18 protein-coding genes are annotated in these 16,541 nt (G+C 65.1%); 9 read left to right on the forward strand and 9 right to left on the reverse strand.

Translation table 11 applies throughout. The features are described from left to right. Window positions 1-22 precede the first annotated feature (22 nt). A complete protein-coding gene (locus ACX80C_RS05525; protein WP_459325275.1) occupies window positions 23-169 on the reverse strand; it encodes a hypothetical protein in 147 nt (48 codons plus the stop codon). A 148-nt stretch (window positions 170-317) separates the two neighbouring features. Between ACX80C_RS05525 and dnaK the strand changes: the two genes are divergently transcribed. The 6 genes from dnaK to ACX80C_RS05555 all read left to right on the forward strand — a co-directional run bounded on the left by dnaK (window position 318) and on the right by ACX80C_RS05555 (window position 6,005). Beyond that, window positions 318-2,201 (forward strand): molecular chaperone DnaK, encoded by a 1,884-nt coding sequence (gene dnaK, locus ACX80C_RS05530; RefSeq protein ID WP_459325276.1) that lies wholly within the window; start codon window positions 318-320, stop codon window positions 2,199-2,201. A gap of 2 nt (window positions 2,202-2,203) precedes the next feature. Then, window positions 2,204-2,896, forward strand: coding sequence for a nucleotide exchange factor GrpE (locus ACX80C_RS05535; RefSeq protein ID WP_459325278.1), 693 nt, complete (start codon window positions 2,204-2,206; stop codon window positions 2,894-2,896). Window positions 2,897-3,093: 197 nt separating this feature from the next. Further along, window positions 3,094-4,092 (forward strand): DnaJ C-terminal domain-containing protein, encoded by a 999-nt coding sequence (locus ACX80C_RS05540; RefSeq protein WP_459325279.1) that lies wholly within the window; start codon window positions 3,094-3,096, stop codon window positions 4,090-4,092. Window positions 4,093-4,192: 100 nt separating this feature from the next. Further along, window positions 4,193-4,612 (forward strand): heat shock protein transcriptional repressor HspR, encoded by a 420-nt coding sequence (locus ACX80C_RS05545; protein ID WP_459325280.1) that lies wholly within the window; start codon window positions 4,193-4,195, stop codon window positions 4,610-4,612. Between the two features lie 89 nt (window positions 4,613-4,701). Further along, window positions 4,702-5,307 carry a hypothetical protein gene (locus ACX80C_RS05550; protein ID WP_459325282.1) on the forward strand — a complete coding sequence of 202 codons (606 nt, stop codon included), beginning with the start codon at window positions 4,702-4,704 and terminating at the stop codon, window positions 5,305-5,307. A 5-nt stretch (window positions 5,308-5,312) separates the two neighbouring features. After that, entirely contained in the window at window positions 5,313-6,005 is a 693-nt protein-coding gene (locus ACX80C_RS05555) for a PspA/IM30 family protein (protein ID WP_459325283.1), read from the forward strand. Here the strand turns inward: ACX80C_RS05555 and ACX80C_RS05560 are convergent. From ACX80C_RS05560 to ACX80C_RS05580, 5 genes are read right to left on the reverse strand one after another with little or no spacing between them, the layout of a single operon-like run. Continuing rightward, window positions 5,977-6,546 carry a DUF5655 domain-containing protein gene (locus ACX80C_RS05560; protein ID WP_459325284.1) on the reverse strand — a complete coding sequence of 190 codons (570 nt, stop codon included), beginning with the start codon at window positions 6,544-6,546 and terminating at the stop codon, window positions 5,977-5,979. The genes ACX80C_RS05555 and ACX80C_RS05560 overlap by 29 nt on opposite strands. Before the next feature lie 17 nt (window positions 6,547-6,563). Continuing rightward, the gene (locus ACX80C_RS05565; protein ID WP_459325285.1) at window positions 6,564-7,355 is read right to left on the reverse strand and encodes an ABC transporter permease; all 792 of its coding nucleotides are present in this window, start codon (window positions 7,353-7,355) and stop codon (window positions 6,564-6,566) included. After that, complete coding sequence (locus ACX80C_RS05570) at window positions 7,352-8,278, reverse strand: ABC transporter ATP-binding protein (protein ID WP_459325286.1); 927 nt, start codon at window positions 8,276-8,278, stop codon at window positions 7,352-7,354. The genes ACX80C_RS05565 and ACX80C_RS05570 overlap by 4 nt, the downstream gene beginning before the upstream one ends. Then, window positions 8,275-8,583, reverse strand: a complete 309-nt coding sequence (locus tag ACX80C_RS05575; RefSeq protein ID WP_167994651.1) for a transcriptional regulator — start codon at window positions 8,581-8,583, stop codon at window positions 8,275-8,277. The genes ACX80C_RS05570 and ACX80C_RS05575 overlap by 4 nt, the downstream gene beginning before the upstream one ends. Then, window positions 8,576-9,229 (reverse strand): hypothetical protein, encoded by a 654-nt coding sequence (locus tag ACX80C_RS05580; protein ID WP_459325287.1) that lies wholly within the window; start codon window positions 9,227-9,229, stop codon window positions 8,576-8,578. Before ACX80C_RS05580 ends, ACX80C_RS05575 begins: the two co-directional genes overlap by 8 nt. Before the next feature lie 76 nt (window positions 9,230-9,305). Between ACX80C_RS05580 and ACX80C_RS05585 the strand changes: the two genes are divergently transcribed. Continuing rightward, on the forward strand, window positions 9,306-9,818 hold the full coding sequence (locus ACX80C_RS05585) for a DinB family protein (protein ID WP_459325288.1): 513 nt from the start codon (window positions 9,306-9,308) through the stop codon (window positions 9,816-9,818). A gap of 156 nt (window positions 9,819-9,974) precedes the next feature. Here ACX80C_RS05585 and trmB read toward each other — a convergent pair whose 3' ends face one another. From trmB to ACX80C_RS05600, 3 genes are read right to left on the reverse strand one after another with little or no spacing between them, the layout of a single operon-like run. Continuing rightward, window positions 9,975-10,841 (reverse strand): tRNA (guanosine(46)-N7)-methyltransferase TrmB, encoded by an 867-nt coding sequence (gene trmB, locus ACX80C_RS05590; protein ID WP_459325289.1) that lies wholly within the window; start codon window positions 10,839-10,841, stop codon window positions 9,975-9,977. Between the two features lie 20 nt (window positions 10,842-10,861). After that, window positions 10,862-12,151 (reverse strand): MFS transporter, encoded by a 1,290-nt coding sequence (locus ACX80C_RS05595; RefSeq protein WP_459325291.1) that lies wholly within the window; start codon window positions 12,149-12,151, stop codon window positions 10,862-10,864. A gap of 10 nt (window positions 12,152-12,161) precedes the next feature. Continuing rightward, window positions 12,162-13,352, reverse strand: a complete 1,191-nt coding sequence (locus ACX80C_RS05600; RefSeq protein WP_459325479.1) for a M20 metallopeptidase family protein — start codon at window positions 13,350-13,352, stop codon at window positions 12,162-12,164. A gap of 160 nt (window positions 13,353-13,512) precedes the next feature. Between ACX80C_RS05600 and ACX80C_RS05605 the strand changes: the two genes are divergently transcribed. Together ACX80C_RS05605 and ACX80C_RS05610 are read left to right on the forward strand one after the other, a co-directional pair. Continuing rightward, window positions 13,513-14,523: an Lrp/AsnC family transcriptional regulator gene (locus ACX80C_RS05605; RefSeq protein WP_459325292.1), complete on the forward strand. Its 1,011-nt coding sequence runs from the start codon at window positions 13,513-13,515 to the stop codon at window positions 14,521-14,523. Window positions 14,524-14,760: 237 nt separating this feature from the next. Then, window positions 14,761-16,443: a DEAD/DEAH box helicase gene (locus tag ACX80C_RS05610; protein WP_459325293.1), complete on the forward strand. Its 1,683-nt coding sequence runs from the start codon at window positions 14,761-14,763 to the stop codon at window positions 16,441-16,443. Window positions 16,444-16,541: the final 98 nt, after the last annotated feature.

Raw genomic sequence — 16,541 nt, forward strand, 5'->3', positions numbered from 1 at the left:
GGTCTGCTTCTCAAGATCGAGCCTAGGACCGAAGGTGAGCCGGCGCGATGGGGAGGGCTGCCCACCCGTACGCGGAGCGCACCTTGAGCGTTTCGCTGCCGGCACAACTGCCGCCGTCGTCGTTTTGGATAGGCAATTCGGCCTGCGGGAGCTGGAATTCTCCGTTCATTTCACGCACTTGAGTCAACCCCGCTCAAGTTTGGTTTGACACGCAACGCAGGCTGAGTATAGTTGAGTGCAGAACGCTCAATCTGGGCGGATTCCCTGACAACCCTGACCGATGGTTACCAATCACCGGCTCGTCGAAAGGAACACGCATGTCACGTGCAGTAGGCATTGACCTCGGGACAACCAACTCCGTTGTCTCCGTACTTGAGGGTGGTGAGCCCACCGTCATCGCCAACGCGGAGGGTGCGCGCACCACTCCGTCCATCGTCGCTTTCTCCAAGGGCGGCGAGGTCCTGGTCGGCGAGATCGCCAAGCGCCAGGCCGTCAACAACATCGACCGCACAATCGCCTCCGTCAAGCGCCACATGGGCACTGACTGGGACATCAAGGTTGATGAGAAGACCTACACGCCGCAGGAAATTTCCGCGCGCATCCTTCAGAAGCTGAAGACCGACGCCGAGAGCTACCTGGGTGAGAAAGTCACTGACGCCGTCATCACCGTTCCCGCGTACTTCAACGACGCCGAGCGCCAGGCCACCAAGGAGGCCGGCGAGATCTCCGGCCTGAACGTCCTGCGCATCGTCAATGAGCCCACCGCCGCAGCGCTCGCCTACGGCCTGGACAAAGGCAAGGAAGACGAACTCATTCTCGTGTTCGACCTCGGTGGCGGCACCTTCGACGTCTCCCTGCTTGAGGTCGGTAAGGATGAGGATGACTTCTCCACCATCCAGGTCCGCGCCACGGCCGGCGACAACCGCCTCGGCGGCGATGACTGGGATCAGCGCGTAGTCGACTTCCTGCTCTCGCAGGCAAAGGCCAAGGGTGTTGATCTGTCCAAGGACAAGATCGCGCTGCAGCGCCTCAAGGAAGCTGCGGAGCAGGCCAAGAAGGAACTGTCCTCGGCAAGCTCGACCAACATCTCGCTTCAGTACCTCTCCGTCACCCCTGAAGGTCCGGTGCACCTGGATGAGCACCTGAGCCGTGCCAAGTTCCAGGACCTCACCAAGGACCTGCTGGACCGCACCAAGAAGCCGTTCAACGACGTCATCAAGGAAGCCGGCATCAAGGTTTCGGATATCGATCACATCGTCCTCGTCGGTGGTTCAACCCGTATGCCCGCTGTGTCGGAGCTCGTGAAGGAACTGGCCGGCGGCAAGGAGCCCAACAAGGGCGTCAACCCTGATGAGGTCGTCGCTGTTGGCGCTGCTCTCCAGGCAGGCGTGCTGAAGGGCGAGCGCAAGGACGTTCTCCTGATCGACGTCACCCCGTTGTCCCTCGGCATTGAAACCAAGGGCGGCGTCATGACGCACCTGATCGAGCGCAACACGGCCATCCCCACCAAGCGGAGTGAAACCTTCACCACCGCCGATGACAACCAGCCGTCCGTTGCCATTCAGGTCTTCCAGGGCGAGCGCGAGTTCACCCGGGACAACAAGCCGCTGGGCACGTTCGAGCTCACCGGTATCGCGCCTGCTCCGCGTGGTGTCCCACAGGTCGAGGTCACCTTCGACATCGATGCCAACGGCATCGTCCACGTGTCCGCCAAGGACAAGGGCACCGGCACCGAGCAGTCCATGACCATCACGGGCGGTTCGTCGCTCTCCAAGGAAGACATCGACCGCATGGTCCGTGACGCCGAGGAGCACGCTGCCGAAGACAAGCAGCGCCGCGAGGCCGCTGACACCCGCAATGGTGCCGAGCAGCTCGCGTACTCGACGGACAAGCTCATCGCCGACAACTCGGACAAGCTGCCCGAGGAGGTCAAGACCGAAGTGCAGGCCGACGTCGACGCCCTCAAGAAGGCTCTTGAGTCCCAGGACAACGATGATGAGGTAAAGGCCGCCTTCGAGAAGCTCCAGGCGTCCCAGACCAAGCTCGGCGAAGCCATTTACGCGCAGGCCCAGCAGGAAGGGGCCACCGGCCCCGGTGCTGCACCCTCCGGCGCAACTGATGAGCCCAGCGCTGACGGCACCAAGGCTGACGATGAAGACATCGTCGACGCCGAGGTCGTTGACGAAGACGAGAAGAAGTAGCCATGCCGCACCACGGAAACGAAGAAGAGCACCAGGAACCGGTCAGTTTCCGCGACAACCGGAAGATCGACCCGGAAACGGGCAAGGTCCGTGGGCGGAACGACGGCACTGATGACGGCGGCTCGGGCGCTCCTGATTCGGCACCCGCAGAGGGTGCCGGTCAGGATCCCGAGGCCGGGGCCGAGGGGCAGTCAGCCGTACCGGATGTAGACCGTGACGGCGACGCCCTGGCCCAGGCTGAGGCAATCCTCAATGGGGCCGGTGCCGAGGCCCCGGCGACCGACGTCGAAGCCGAACTTCGCAACGACCTCCTCCGTCTGCAGGCCGAGTACGTCAACTATCGCAAACGGGTTGAGCGGGACCGCGACGTCGCACGGGACATGGCAGTTATCGGGGTCCTGAACTCCCTGATGCCCGTCCTGGATGACGTTGACGCCGCCCGGCAGCACGGCGATCTTGCCGAAGGTCCCTTCGCGGCGATCTCCACAAAGCTGGAGAACGCCTTGAAGACCTATGGCCTGACCCGCATCGATGAGACCGGCGTGGAGTTCGACCCGAACATCCACGAAGCTCTCATCCAGCAGCCGAGTGCGGACGTGCAGTTCGACAGTGTCAGCCAGATCCTCCGTGCGGGCTACAAAAAGGACGACCGCGTCCTGCGAGCCGCACAGGTGATTGTGGCGGTACCGGAGTAACCAGACTGGCCGGTGTGTCCTCCGAGGAAGGGGGCTTTAAATTCCGAAGCGAGCTCTGCGAGTCTAAGGGAACCGGCGAGGGCCCCGACCCGAGCTTGCGAGGGTTGGGAGCCGGTGACCGTTCGTTGCCCCCGTTCGGAGCTCACGCCGGCCATTCCGGCACCCTACGCTAGAGATAACTTTGAAGGAGACGCCGAATGGCTAGTCAGGATTGGGTCGATAAAGACTTCTACAAGATCCTTGGTGTGCCCAAGGACGCCTCCGATGCTGACATAAAGAAGGCCTACCGGAAGCTCGCGCGCAAGCATCACCCGGACCAGAACCAGAGCACGGGCGGTTCGGACAAGATGTTCAAGGACATCTCCGAGGCTTACTCGGTGCTGTCCGATCCTGAGGAACGCCAGCAGTATGACGCCATCCGTGCCATGGGCGGCGGTGCCAGGTTCACGGCGGGCGGACCGGGTGGTCCCGCTGGTGGTGCCGGGTTCGAGGATATTTTCGGCAACCTGTTCGGCCAATCGGCCGGGAGGTCCCGTGGCGGCGGCTTCGGTGGTGGCGGACAGAACATTCCGCCTGAATTCGCCGACCTGTTCGGCGGAGGCGGGGGCTATCCCTCCGGCGGCGGGTTCCCTGGCTACCAGGCGCCCGCACGGAAGGGCGCCGATCGCACCGCGTCAACGAATATATCGTTTGCTGGGTCAATCCGCGGCACCACTATCGGCCTGCGGGAACCCTCAGGTGAGGTGATCGATGTCCGTATCCCGGCGGGTATTCGCGACGGGCAGAAGGTCCGGGTTCGCGGAAAAGGTCAGCCCGGCCCGGCTGGCAACGGCGACCTGATGGTCGCAGTCAGCGTGAAGCCGCACCCGTTCTTCCAGCGCGACGGCGACAACATCCGGGTCCACGTCCCGGTGACCTTCCCGGAGGCAACGCTTGGAGCACAGATCGAAGTCCCGACCCTCAACGGGGAAACCGTGAAGGTGAAGGTTCCGGCCGGTACTCCGTCGGGCCGCACCCTGCGGGTAAAGGGGCGTGGCGTGCAGACCTCGAAGGCGACCGGGGACCTACTGGTGACCATCGACGTCGTCGTTCCCCAGAACCTGAACAAGGATGCAGCCGCGGCGGTCGAGGCTTTCGCTGCCGCTACGGGCGACGCTGATCCGCGCCGCAGCCTCGCCGAGAAGGCCCGGCTCTAGAAGATGTTTCGCATCGACTCTCCAATAGGTGACCGTTTGAGCCCTCAAACGGTCACCTATTGGAGAGTCGATGCGGATGTAGCAGGTGAAGGAGATCGCAATGGCCGTTGACATCAACATGCCTATCTATGTCATCTCCGTTGCGGCGGAGTTGGCGGACATGCACCCGCAGACCCTGCGCCAGTATGATCGCCTTGGCCTGGTGAAGCCGAGCAGGGCCCCGGGCCGTGCCCGCCGCTACTCCCAACGCGATGTCAACGTCCTCCGCGAGGTTCAGCGCCTCTCGCAGGAGGGTGTTTCACTCGAGGGCATCAAGCGGATCCTGGAACTCGAGAATCAGGTGGCAGCACTGCAGTACCGCGTCCAGGAACTCACAGACGAGCTTGCGCAGCGGCGTAACCCGGAGACAAGCCGCGTATTCGCGGCAGGACTGGCGGGCGATGTTGTGACCCTCGCCCGCGGCCAGCGTCCGCGTCCGCGCAGCCAGGCGCTGATGATCTGGCGCGGTGCCTCCCAGTAACGAGGTGTCTCCCAGTAACGCGATACCTCCCAGTAACTTCGCGGGAAACTCGCGTGGCGCGTCGGCCCGATCCACGGCACACTGGATACATGCCTGATTCAGAGTTCGCCGACGCCGCTGAAACCCTCTTCGATGCAATCCTCCAGCTGCTCCTGGTCGTTGGATCTGTTCTAGGTATCCTCGCAATCGCCGCAGCTACCGGCACCTGGCTCCTCGTCAGGCGCGTCCGCCGTTCGGGAATCCTCCGCCGCCGTCTGCAACGCACTTCCGGCCGCGTGCGCTCCTTCTCCGTGGACGCTTCGTCGCGTGAACTTGCGAGGATGCGCCTGCAGTTGGAACGCTCAACGGATGCCACCCGCCGCTCGGTCCACGCAGCCCTTGCACAGGGGTGCCCGTCAGGCGAGCTCGCGGCCACCGCTGAAGATCTGACTCGCGCGGAATCCGTGCTCGGAGACAGGATTGCCCTCGCTGAACGGGAGCCGAACAAGCTCCTCCGCGAGGAGCTTGCCCGCAGCATCGATGAGCAGGTTCAGTCTCTCTGCAACCTTTCCGCGGACCTCCGCCGTACACTGCTCGAAGTGCACAACGCCTCCGGCAGCGCCCACCTCAACCGTGCGACGTCGCGCCTCACCATGGAGATCGGCGCCCTCCGCACGTGGAGCACAGCCTACGGTTCCGGCACCCGGCGGGCGTAGAACCAGTGTCCGTCCGACGCCGTATCACCCGGATCATCACCGCCCGCCGCAACGCGTCTGAGCCGGTTGATCCAATCGCCGCGCTCAGCAGTTCCCAGCGCCATCAGGAGGAACAGCTCGACCACGCCCGTCGGAGCGTTGCAGACCTCGCCGCAGTCCGCCACCGCGTGGCTACCCTCGCGCGCCAGGCTGCCGCGGAGTTGGACGAAACGAACCGCCAGGCGGAGCAGGCGGTACAAAATAACGACGACGACGCCGCGCGGCACGCGCTCAAGCGCGGCATTGAGGTACGCAAGAGGCTCGATTCGCTCACCCACCAGCGCGACGACGTCGACCACCAGGTGCGCTCGCTGGAAGCCGACCTGTACCGGCTGGAAACCGCGCTGCAGGAGAACACGGTCCGCTACCAGTCGTTGAAGGCGCAGCACGGTGCAACGCAGGCCGCGCAGACCATGCAGGGCGCGGTGTCGGCAACGGCAGGCAGCAGCATCGAGGCAGCCCGCGCCGCCCGGGAAGCCGAGGAGGAAGCCCGCCGTCTTCGCCACCGCCAGGCGGCGCAGGAGGAAATCGACTGGTCGGATCCCAATTCCGCGAAGCTCGACCGCGCATTCGAGGAGCTTGAGTCCCGGGAGGAAGCTGAGCGGGAGCTGCGCGAGTTGAAGGGTCGGGCTAGAGACTCTCGTCCCGGGCAGCGTTGAGCGTGGCCAGCAGGGCGTCGTCGACGTCGTTCTCGCTCTTGAGCCGCACCCGGTAGCGGAACGGGTCATCCGCCCGCGGCGTGAGGGCCTCGAGTCGTGGTTCGGAGGCAATGGCGGTCCGGAAGAACAGGTCAACCGTTGTCTTGCTGGCCGGGGTGAGCTGCGCGAACTTCCGCCGGGACGTCTGCAGCGATGCGTAGGTCTTGCGCAGCTGTATCTCGACGTTCTCAGCCGCCGCAGCCCAGGCAAGCACCCTGTCGGCGATGGGCCGCAGCGCAGGCCGGTCCGCGTACTGCCCGGCCAGCAGCTCATCGGCTGAGCGCAGGAATGTCTCCGGGTACCCGAGGAGCTCCCATTCCACCGCCATCGCGCTGTAGCCGGTGATGTCCTGTGAGGCCAGCCAGGCGAGGAGCGCTTCCCGGGAGTCGACGCCGGCAACGCGTGCCCGCTCAACCCAGGTGCCGACGTCGTGCCCGGTGGTGCGCAGCAGCAGGGCCTTGTTGGACTCGACCATGGACTGCCAGCTCTTCATTTCCGCCATGGTTCCCACCCTAAGCGTTACCGGAAGCGGCGGCCCTGGTCACGCCGGTTCGCCCACAGCGCCAGCATGCCAAGCAGCAGGGTCCATGCGGTGATACAGAGGATCGTCGTTGCATGGAGCCCGTCACCGCTGAGCGTGAAGACGGCCAGATCACGTGCCGCCCGCGAGGGCAGGAACAGGGACAGCGTGTTCAACCAGCCGGGGAACAGGAACGGCGGCAGCATCATCCCGCCCGCAAACGCCAGCGGGAAGAACACCACCTGCGTCACGGCAATCGCCACCTTCGACGTGCACATGTACCCGATGAACAGTCCGAGCATCAGGAACGGCAGCCCGCACAGTAGCCACACAACCACCGACACCGGAATCCGCCACCAGGGCAGGTCGCCGCTCGTGAAGGCCTCGGGCGCGGCAGTGAGCAGCCAGCCGAGGATCAGTACGGGAATCAGCGACAGCAGCGCAAACAGCATGGCCGTCATAGCCCGCGCAAGCGTACCCGGCAGGGGCCCTACAGGCAGCGTCCGCACATAGGAGCTCCACGGGTTCTGCCGCTCCTCAGCGACACCGATCCCATAGTTGAACAGGAACGAACTCATCACTCCGAACAGGGCGAGCTGGGCGACCGCCTGCAGGGACGCTGCTGGGTCTTCGACGACGCCCTGCTGCGGGACCACGAAGAACAACAGTGCGAGCGCGGGGAAAATGACCGAGGAGATCACCGCCACCGGGATCCGGAGCTGCTCGAGGATCTGCGCGGTCGCATGGGTCTTGATCAGCGACAGTCGGGTGGGTGCTGCTGCGGTGGTCATGATCGCTCCTTGGCGGTGAGTGCGAGGAAGGCTTCTTCGAGGCTCGCGCCCCGGACTTCGAGCTGGCTGAACGGCATTGCACGCTGGACGAGCTCGCGGACGGTTGCGTCGGCGTCGTGCGTGACGATGGTGACGCGGCCGTCGTCGGCTGTGCAGTCGGTCGCGTGGGGGAAGGCCGCGAACGACGACGGCGGCAGGTCCGTCCGGAACGACACCTTGCTCACTGCCACCCGGCTGCGGATCTCATCCACTGTGCCGTCGGCTATGACACTGCCGTGGTCCATGACGACCACCCGGCCCGACAGTGCCTGGATTTCCTCCAGGTAGTGGCTGGTGATGAGGAGCGTTCCGCCGGTGCGCCGGTATTCCTTCAGGCTGCGCCAGAGGGTTTCCCGGGCGTCGACGTCAAGGCCGGTGGTCGGTTCGTCGAGGATGACGAGCTCCGGCCTGCCGACCATGGCCAACGCGACGAGGAGCCGGCGCTGCTGTCCGCCGGATAGACCGCCGCACTGCTGGCGGGCAGTCGATTCGAGACCGAAGTCCGCCAGTAACTCGTCGGTGGGGATGGGGTCCGCATAATGCGCGGCTATGAAGTTGACCGCTTCGCTCACCCGCAGTGTTTGCGGAACTGCTGTGGCCTGCGGCGTGATGCCGAGTTTGTGCCGGGACTGGGGTGCGGAAGGTGTCCCGCCGAACAGTGTGACGCTGCCGGAATCGGGCCGGCGCAGGCCGCAGAAGAGGCTGATCAGCGTCGACTTGCCGGCGCCGTTCGGGCCGAGGAGTCCCACTGATTCACCCGGGCGGATGTCGAGGGAGACCGAATCGAGCGCGGTGACGCCGCCGAAAGACTTGGAGACGGAGTCTGCGGAGGCGAGCGCCGTCGTCGTACTGGTGGTGGTGCCGGTCAGGGAAGTCGAGGTCATGATTTCTCCGTGAGTTGGGCTGAAAGCAGTTCGTGGAGCGCTGCGCGGTAGGCGGCGTAGGCCGCTGTGCCGGCGGGAGTGATGGCAACATAGGTGGCCGGCGTGCGGCCTTCGATCGTCTTGGAGACGGTCACGTAACCGGCGTCCTCCAGTTTTCGGAGGTGGGTGGAGAGGTTGCCGGCAGTCATCTCCAGGAGCTTCTGCAGTTTGGTGAACGCGATCCGGTTGCGCTCGCCGACCTCGTTCAGGGTAGTGATGGCGCGAAGGCGGGATTCGGCGTGGATGACGGGGTCGAGGTCAGGCATGGCTGCTGCTCCGACGCTGCCGAAGGGTGACGATAGCGGCGCCTACGAGGAAGCCGCCTGAGCCGAAGATGAAGAAGACCGTCAGGAAGCGCTCGGGGCCGGTGATGATCGCGATGAAGTCGATGATGAGGAACCAGGCGCCCATGAAGATCTGGGTGCGGTCGTTGAACATTGCGCCACCGGTGATGTACATCAGGCCGACCACCAGGACGGCGATGCTGTTGATCAGCATCCCCCGGACCCAGAAATCGTCCACCGCGACGCCGATAGTGCCACTGAGCACCGCCACTACCGCGAAGCCGAGCATCCATGCGATCCCGTAGACGGTGCCGATGAAAGTCGAGTGTCCGCGGACGCCGCTGCTGTGCTTGGCCACCAGCAGGATAGTGGCGATGACGCCGACGGCCATGACGGCCGCGGCGAAGCTGAGCGCGACAACATACTCCAGCGGCAGCCAGCCGAAGCGGGAACCATGCAGGGCGCCGAATCCGAGCAGCCACACGATTCCCCAGACCAGGTAGATCAGGGCGTCGTTTCCGTGCAACTGCTTGCGGGCCTTCGTTTCCGCATCGGAGACCAGGGCGAGCGCCCGTTGGAGGTCGAGGGGCTGCTCGCTGTCGGTGTCCACGTTCCTTGGCTGGTTCATACAAACTAGTTTGCAGTACAAAGTGGTTTGTGGCAAGACCCGGTTGGATTCTTTCGCCGCGCGGTACGCTTCGTGAATGCCGATTGAACCCGATTCGAAGGACTGGACCTGGGTGCTGGAGCGCCCCTGCGGGGAGTGCGGTTTCGAGGCAGGAGCGTTTCCTCCCGCCGACATTCCGGACCGCATCCGGGCAGACCTGCCGCGCTGGCGGACGGTGCTCGAGCGACCCGACGTTGCGGGCAGGCCCGACGCCGCCACCTGGTCGCCCCTGGAATACTCAGCCCATGTGCGGGATGTCTTCGCACTGTTCGCCGAGCGCACTGATCTGATGCTCCGCGAGGAGGACCCGCTGTTCGCGAACTGGGACCAGGACCGCACGGCAGCGGAGAAGAACTACGCGGCGGAAGATCCGGCGACCGTGCAGGGCGAGCTGTCCGCTGCCGGCGAGGAATACGCCGTCCGGTTGGAGGGCGTTACGGACTGGGAACGGGTGGGTCGGCGCAGCAACGGCTCACGGTTCACCATCGCGACGCTCGCGCAGTACGGCCTGCACGACGTCGTCCATCACCTTTCGGACGTCCGCGGCTGACTCGGTAAGTGTCCTTGCACGCCGCTTTCGTGCAGGTTTGCGCCCTCGAGGAGCGTGTCTGGCCACGACACGCCGCGTTTCGGGGACGCCGTTGGATCAGAACTGCTCGTAATCATCGGCGAGAGCTGGAGCGCCGTAGCTAAAACCCGACGGCGGTCAGCGCCGCCGGTACGCCAGATCGAAGATCATCCGTCCGGCGTCGTGAGCTTTGTTCTCGAAGCTCGTGAGGATCCGGCCGTCGAAGCGCGGCGCCCAGCCACCCACAGCGTCCTCGCCTTCCTGCACTGATGCAGTGCCGACTTTGTCCTTGCCCTCACGGCGAGGGGCGCCACCCACAACGTGCTCGACGCCGCTGGCCCACACCTGGGTAAGCGGGCTCTCGGCACCGGTGCGTTCGCCGTCGTGCAGGTTCTCGAACTCAGGCGAGGCGTCGGCAACCTCGCGCATCTGGAAGGCGTAATCGGACCAGTCGGTGGCCATACGCAGGACGCCGCCGGGCTCAAGCACCCGCGCGGCAAGGTCAAGGAATGAGTCCTTCACCAGCCGTCGTTTATGGTGGCGGGTCTTGTGCCACGGGTCTGGGAAGAACACCCACAGCTCAGTGACGGACGCGGGCCGAAGCATGGTGGCAAGAGCTTCGGCCGCGTTGACCTGGGCAACCCGGACATTTGTCAGCCCCCGCTGGTCGATCCGTAGCAGCGTCTGCGCGAGCCCCGGCCGGTACACCTCGAGGGCGAGGAAGTTGCGCTCGGGCTGCTCGGCCGCGGCGTGCGCCACAGCCTCACCCAACCCCGACCCAATCTCCACCACCAGGGGCGCCTCGCGGCCGAAGGAGGCCGCGGCGTCGTACTCCCACGCCGGATCCACCGACGTGTCCGCCGCGGTATGGCGTGGAACGTCCACCACGAGACCCTCGGACAGTTCGGCCCAGGCATCACGACGCCGGCCCTGCAGGCGCGAGCCGCGCCGCACGAAGGAGACGGGCTGGGCAGGGTGGGGCTGGGATTCGGGGTGAGTGCTCATCGGTACAAGAGTAACCAGCGCTAGAGGGTGAGGTCCTTCCCCTTGGTCTCCGGCAGGGTGAAGATGAAGGCGAAACTGATCAGGAGAAGCAGTACGCCGTAGGCGGTGAACAGGGTGCTGCCCGCGGCTCCGAACCAGATCCCCAGCCCCTGCTGGAGGTAGGCGGCCGTGCCGCCGAACACTGCCACGCAGATTGAATAGGGCACTCCGACGCCCACGGTCCGGATGCTCGTGGGGAAGAGCTCGGCGTAGACGGCGGGCACAATCGCGGCGGATGCAGCGATGAACGTGAGCATCACGGACATGCAGATGAATAGCTGCCAGGCCGAATCCTGCAGCAGCCAGGTCATGGGGAAGTGCAGGATCGCGCTGCCCAGTGCTCCGGTCCACAGGACGCGCTTGCGGCCGTACCGGTCTGATGCCTTGCCCCAGAGCGGAAGGGCGATAAGGAAGACGAGGTTGGCCCCAACGCCGGCCCAGAGGGCGGAGGCAGGATCGATTTCCAGTGCACTGATGGCGAAGGCCGGCGCGGAAACTCCCCAGACGTAGTAGACGACGGTGAGGCCGACGGTCATGCCGATCACCTGCAGCGCCTGCTTGCGGTACGCCACGATCTGCGGCCAGATCGGTGCACGCTTCTTCTCCTTGCTCTCATGCTCGAAGGCATCGGTTTCCTTCAGGCGCGAGCGCATCACCAGCGCGTAGAGGCCCAGTACTGCACCGACTATGAACGGGATGCGCCAACCGTAGGAGGCCATGGCCTCGTCGGAGAGCACAGCGGTGAGCACCGCACCCAACAGTGTCCCGAAGAGGATTCCGACGGTGCCGGAGAAGTAGATGAGCGTTGCCCAGAAACCCCGCTTCTCTTTCGGCGCCATCTCGGACAGGTACGTTTGCGACGACGGCAGCTCGCCACCGTGGGCCAGGCCCTGAATGAGCCGCGCCACCAGCAGGAGCAGGGACGCGAACACGCCGATCGTCTCGAACGTCGGCGCGATGCCGATCATGAGGCTGCCCGCCGAAGCGAGCCCGACGGCGAGCGTCATGGACGTCTTGCGCCCGATCCGGTCACCGATCAGCCCGAACACATACCCGCCGAAGGGTCGGGCAACGAACCCGACGGCGAAGATCGCCAGGGTGGCAAGGATCGCGGACGCGGGGTCGGCCTGGCTGAAAAGCTGGGCGGAGATGAACGGCGCGAAAGTGGCGTAGACGTTCCAGTCGTACCATTCGACGGCGTTGCCGATCCCGGTGCCGATGATGGTGCGCCGCTTGGAAACCGGCGCGACGGTGGCTGTTGTGGCTGTCATGGAAGTGCTCCTAGGAGGCCGCGAGTTCCGCGATGCGTGCAACGGCCAGCTGGGTGTAGAGGGCGGTGCCGTCAGCCAGGATGTTGTCGTCGAACGTCGCGTAGGGCGAGTGGTTGAAGGCGGCCTGGGCGGGATCGACGTCGGGTGCAACCGCGGAGAGGAACACAAAGCTTCCGGGCACGGCCGCAAGTACGCGGGAGAAGTCCTCGGACCCGCTGAGCGGCTGGGCCATGCGGTGGTAGCGGTCCTCTCCGAACAGCTCTGCGATGTGCTTTTCCGCGTTGGCCGTCTCTGCGTGATCGGTCACGGTCAGCGGGTACTCGGTCTGGTAGTCCACGGTTGCGGTCAGCCCGTGCGCCCCGGCAATCCCGTTGAGCAGTCGGGGAACGGCAGATTGCATCCGGGTGCGGTTTTCCGCCGAGAAGGTGCGGATGGTCGCCTCGATCCGCGCCGATTCCGGGATGATGTTGCGCTTGGTGCCTGCGTGCAACACTCCGACGGTGAGAACCACCGGATCAAACATGTTGAACTGGCGCGTGATCATCGTCTGCAGCGCGGTGACCATCTCCGCCGCGACCGTCACGGGGTCCTGTGCCGTATGCGGAGACGATCCGTGGCCGCCGGCACCGTTCACGGTGATATACAGGCTGTCCGAGGCGGACATCAGCGTGTCCGCCTTGCTCGCGAATGTACCGCCCGGCAGCAGGGAGGACATGACGTGCAGCCCGTAGGCGGCATCGGGACGACGCCCGGCAGCTTCGAGCACGCCTTCGCGGATCATGACGCCCGCGCCGTCGAAACCTTCTTCGCCGGGCTGGAACATGAGTACGACGTCGCCGGCCAGCTGGTCGCGGCGCTCGGCAAGGAGCGTGGCGGCTCCGGCGAGCATGGAGGTGTGGAGGTCGTGGCCACAGGCGTGCATTGCGCCGTCGATGGTCGAGGAATACGGAACACCGGTCTGCTCCTGTACGGGAAGGGCGTCCATGTCTCCGCGCAGCAGAACCACGGGCTTGTGTGCGGATGCATGCCGGGCGCCGCCGCGAAGCACGGCCGTGACCGACGTCGTGTCCGTACCCAGGGTGATTTCATACGGCAGGCCGTCGAGGGCTTCCAGTACCTTCTCCTGGGTGCGCGGCAGGTCGAGGCCAATCTCCGGTTCCTGGTGAAGCCGATGCCGAAGGTGGGCGATGTCGTCCTTCATGTGGCGTGCGTCCGAAAGTATGCCGGCTGTGGTGGTCACGGTGTCCTCCTGAGATCTGACGGTTTCTTCCAGTGTGAGTGAGGAGGCTCACAATCGTCTGAATCTCTGTAAACGCGCATTCTTTACTGTCAGAATCAGAAAACGTGCAGATAATGGAGGAATGGAGCTTGAACTGGATGACTTGGAGCTGATCAACGCACTTCAGATCGCACCACGGATCTCGTGGACGGACGCAGCTTCGATCCTCGGAAAGCACCCCACCACTCTCGCCGCGCGGTGGTCCCGCCTGCACAACGCAGGATTCGTGTGGATAACCGGGCACCTGATGGGTTCACCGGACCAGATGACACTGTCCTTGCTCGATATCGATTGCGAGCCGAAGCGCCGTGCCGACGTCGCCCGCCAACTCTGCGCCATCCCCGAGGTCATCTCGGTCGAGGAGACCGCGCGCAACCGGGACTTCACACTCACTGCGATCACCCCGGACTGGGCGCACCTCACCCGCCGTGTGGTTCCTCTGCTGGCTGACATCCCGGGCATCCTGCGCTATCAGAGCGCCCTGGTCACCAACTACCACGCCGGCGGAAACGTGTGGCGGCTTGATGCGCTCAGCGCAGGGCAACGCACCGCTTTGCGCTCCTTCGCCAGGCAGCCTGCGCCGACACCCGTCCAACTCCCCACGACCTACTGGCCGATTGTGCAGGTGCTGGGCCGCAATGGACGAGCCACCGCCGTCGAGATCGCCGAGGTGACCGGTCAGCATCCCTCCACTGTCCGTCGCCAGTTGGCGCGGGTGCTTGAGAGCGGAACCCTGTCCTTTCGCTGCGAGCTCGCACAGGATTATTCGGGCTTTCCCATCAGCTGCCAGTGGTACGCGAACGTTCCGCCGTCCGAGCATGCCAGGGCCGCCGAATTCCTGCGGACGTTCCGCAACCTGCGCTTCTGCGCCTCCACCACGGGGAGCAGCAACTTCACGTTTGTCCTTTGGCTTCGCAACGCTGCAGGAGTGGCGGAGACGGAAGCAGAGTTCTTCGCGGCGATTCCGGAGGCGCGGATTCTCGAGAGTTCGGTCACGGTCCGGTTCCTCAAGCGCGTCGGGTGGCTCCTGAACCCGGACGGAACCGCCACCGGCGAGGTAGTGGTTCCGCAGTACCCGTCGCCGGTTGCCTGAGCGCCGGCTTCTAACATGCCCGTCAGGGGCGATTGCGGCCACCTGTTAGACTGGATGTACTTGTTTGCGGCACGAGCATCCCTCGGCAGCTGCAACCTGCGTCGATGAACGCATTCTTTTGTCCCGCGCTATCTCCCAAGAACGTGAGAGCGGTTGACACTGTCTGACTTTCCTTCGGCGGACCCTGAGCGCCATCCGGTGCACAGGGAAGATGAGAAGAAAGTTCGTGTACCTTACATGACTACCTTTGCTGCGCTTGGCGTGCCCACAGCGCTGGTCCGTTCCCTTACGTCCCAGGGAATCACCGATCCGTTCCCCATCCAGGTCAAGACCCTCCCGGACACCCTTGCGGGCAGGGACGTACTTGGCCGCGGCCGCACCGGCTCCGGCAAGACCCTCGCTTTCGCCCTTCCAATGGTCGCCCGCCTCGCCGAACGCGAAGCCGCCTACCGCCGTAAGCCCGGGCGTCCCCTGGGCCTGGTGCTCGCCCCGACCCGCGAACTGGCAACCCAGATCAATGCGACGGTGGAGCCGCTCGCCCACGAGCTTGGCCTCAACACCACCGTCATTTATGGTGGCGTGTCCCAGGCCCGCCAGGAGAAGGCACTGCGCGCCGGCGTCGACATCATCATCGCCTGCCCCGGCCGGCTTGAAGACCTGATGCGCCAGAAGCTCGTCACCCTTGAGTCCGTCGAGATCACAGTGCTGGACGAGGCGGACCATATGGCGGACCTCGGGTTCCTCCCGGTCGTGAAGAAGCTCCTTGACACCACTCCAGCTGAGGGCCAGCGGATGCTCTTCTCCGCCACCCTGGACAACGGCGTGGACAAGATTGTCCATCGCTACCTGTCCAACCCGCTCACCCACTCCGTGGATACGCCGCAGGCCTCCGTCACCACGATGGAGCACCATGTGCTGCTGATCGGTGACCAGACGCAGAAGAAGCAGCTGATCGTTCAGCTGGCATCCGGGCAGGGCAAGCGCGTGCTGTTCATGCGCACCAAGCACCAGGCGCGCAAGCTCGCAAAAACCCTGACCGACGCCGGGATCCCCGCTGTCGACCTGCACGGGAACCTGTCCCAGAACGCGCGTGACCGAAACCTTGCTGAGTTCTCAACCGGTGGAGTCCGGGTTCTGGTGGCCACGGACGTCGCGGCGCGCGGTGTGCACGTTGACGACGTCGAGCTCGTGGTCCACGTTGATCCACCCACCGAGCACAAGGCCTACCTGCACCGTTCGGGACGAACTGCCCGTGCGGGTTCGGACGGCACGGTTGTCACCGTCACGCTGCCCGAGCAGAAGAGCGAAGTCCAGAAGCTCATGAAGGCTGCCGGGGTCACCGTTGGGTTCGAAAACGTGTCAGCGACCTCGCCGCTCGTGGCCAAGCTCATCGGTGACGTAGCCGAGAAGGTGGATCCGCGCACCCGTGCAGCACTCCTCGCCAACCGGGAGGGTGCAGGACGCGGTGCCGGCACCTCGACCGGGGCGAACGCCGAGCGCAAGCGTGCGCGCCGCGCAGCACCTTCCGCGGGTGGCCGTGGAGGACGCGGCGGCCGCGGACGCGTTGCCGCGGAACCGCAGGGGAACCGCGCGGAACGCCGTAAGGATCAGCCGCAGGCGCCCCGGTTCGGTACCGACGGGGACCGTCGTCGTACCGGTGAGGGCGCAACTGCCGCTGGGGGCAACCGCAACCGCCGTTCGCGCGGAGCCCGTTCCGGTGACGTGGCAGCGCATGGGACCGGCTCGCACAGCAATGGTGCGCGCAGCGGCCAGTCGGCAGCTCAGGCCGGCTCGGGGCAGCGTAGCGGCGGACAGCGTTCGGCGGCGGCGCCGTCGTCGTCGGGCCGTCCTGCGGGCGCCCGCCGGTCCGGATCGCGCCGGGCAACCGCGCCGGCATCGAACGAGCGTCGCGGCCGCTAGGCTCACCAGCATCGACTCTCCTCAAATGGTTCCTTTCAAGGTCGTATAGGTCTTCAGAAGGACCAGTCGGGGAGAGTCGATGCTGATCTGGACAAGGA

The organism is Arthrobacter tecti, from assembly GCF_054511355.1.

What these genes read in the sequence shown, in the direction of transcription:
- ACX80C_RS05580 (WP_459325287.1), bottom strand. Translation starts at nt 9,229, where the DNA reads ATGAACCAGCCAAGGAACGTGGACACCGACAGCGAGCAGCCCCTCGAC.
- ACX80C_RS05585 (WP_459325288.1), top strand. Translation starts at nt 9,306, where the DNA reads ATGCCGATTGAACCCGATTCGAAGGACTGGACCTGGGTGCTGGAGCGC.
- ACX80C_RS05565 (WP_459325285.1), bottom strand. Translation starts at nt 7,355, where the DNA reads ATGACCACCGCAGCAGCACCCACCCGACTGTCGCTGATCAAGACCCAT.
- ACX80C_RS05540 (WP_459325279.1), top strand. Translation starts at nt 3,094, where the DNA reads ATGGCTAGTCAGGATTGGGTCGATAAAGACTTCTACAAGATCCTTGGT.
- trmB (WP_459325289.1), bottom strand. Translation starts at nt 10,841, where the DNA reads ATGAGCACTCACCCCGAATCCCAGCCCCACCCTGCCCAGCCCGTCTCC.
- ACX80C_RS05535 (WP_459325278.1), top strand. Translation starts at nt 2,204, where the DNA reads ATGCCGCACCACGGAAACGAAGAAGAGCACCAGGAACCGGTCAGTTTC.
- ACX80C_RS05545 (WP_459325280.1), top strand. Translation starts at nt 4,193, where the DNA reads ATGGCCGTTGACATCAACATGCCTATCTATGTCATCTCCGTTGCGGCG.
- ACX80C_RS05570 (WP_459325286.1), bottom strand. Translation starts at nt 8,278, where the DNA reads ATGACCTCGACTTCCCTGACCGGCACCACCACCAGTACGACGACGGCG.
- ACX80C_RS05595 (WP_459325291.1), bottom strand. Translation starts at nt 12,151, where the DNA reads ATGACAGCCACAACAGCCACCGTCGCGCCGGTTTCCAAGCGGCGCACC.
- ACX80C_RS05560 (WP_459325284.1), bottom strand. Translation starts at nt 6,546, where the DNA reads ATGGCGGAAATGAAGAGCTGGCAGTCCATGGTCGAGTCCAACAAGGCC.
- ACX80C_RS05605 (WP_459325292.1), top strand. Translation starts at nt 13,513, where the DNA reads ATGGAGCTTGAACTGGATGACTTGGAGCTGATCAACGCACTTCAGATC.
- ACX80C_RS05550 (WP_459325282.1), top strand. Translation starts at nt 4,702, where the DNA reads ATGCCTGATTCAGAGTTCGCCGACGCCGCTGAAACCCTCTTCGATGCA.
- ACX80C_RS05575 (WP_167994651.1), bottom strand. Translation starts at nt 8,583, where the DNA reads ATGCCTGACCTCGACCCCGTCATCCACGCCGAATCCCGCCTTCGCGCC.
- ACX80C_RS05600 (WP_459325479.1), bottom strand. Translation starts at nt 13,352, where the DNA reads ATGAAGGACGACATCGCCCACCTTCGGCATCGGCTTCACCAGGAACCG.
- dnaK (WP_459325276.1), top strand. Translation starts at nt 318, where the DNA reads ATGTCACGTGCAGTAGGCATTGACCTCGGGACAACCAACTCCGTTGTC.
- ACX80C_RS05525 (WP_459325275.1), bottom strand. Translation starts at nt 169, where the DNA reads ATGAACGGAGAATTCCAGCTCCCGCAGGCCGAATTGCCTATCCAAAAC.
- ACX80C_RS05610 (WP_459325293.1), top strand. Translation starts at nt 14,761, where the DNA reads ATGACTACCTTTGCTGCGCTTGGCGTGCCCACAGCGCTGGTCCGTTCC.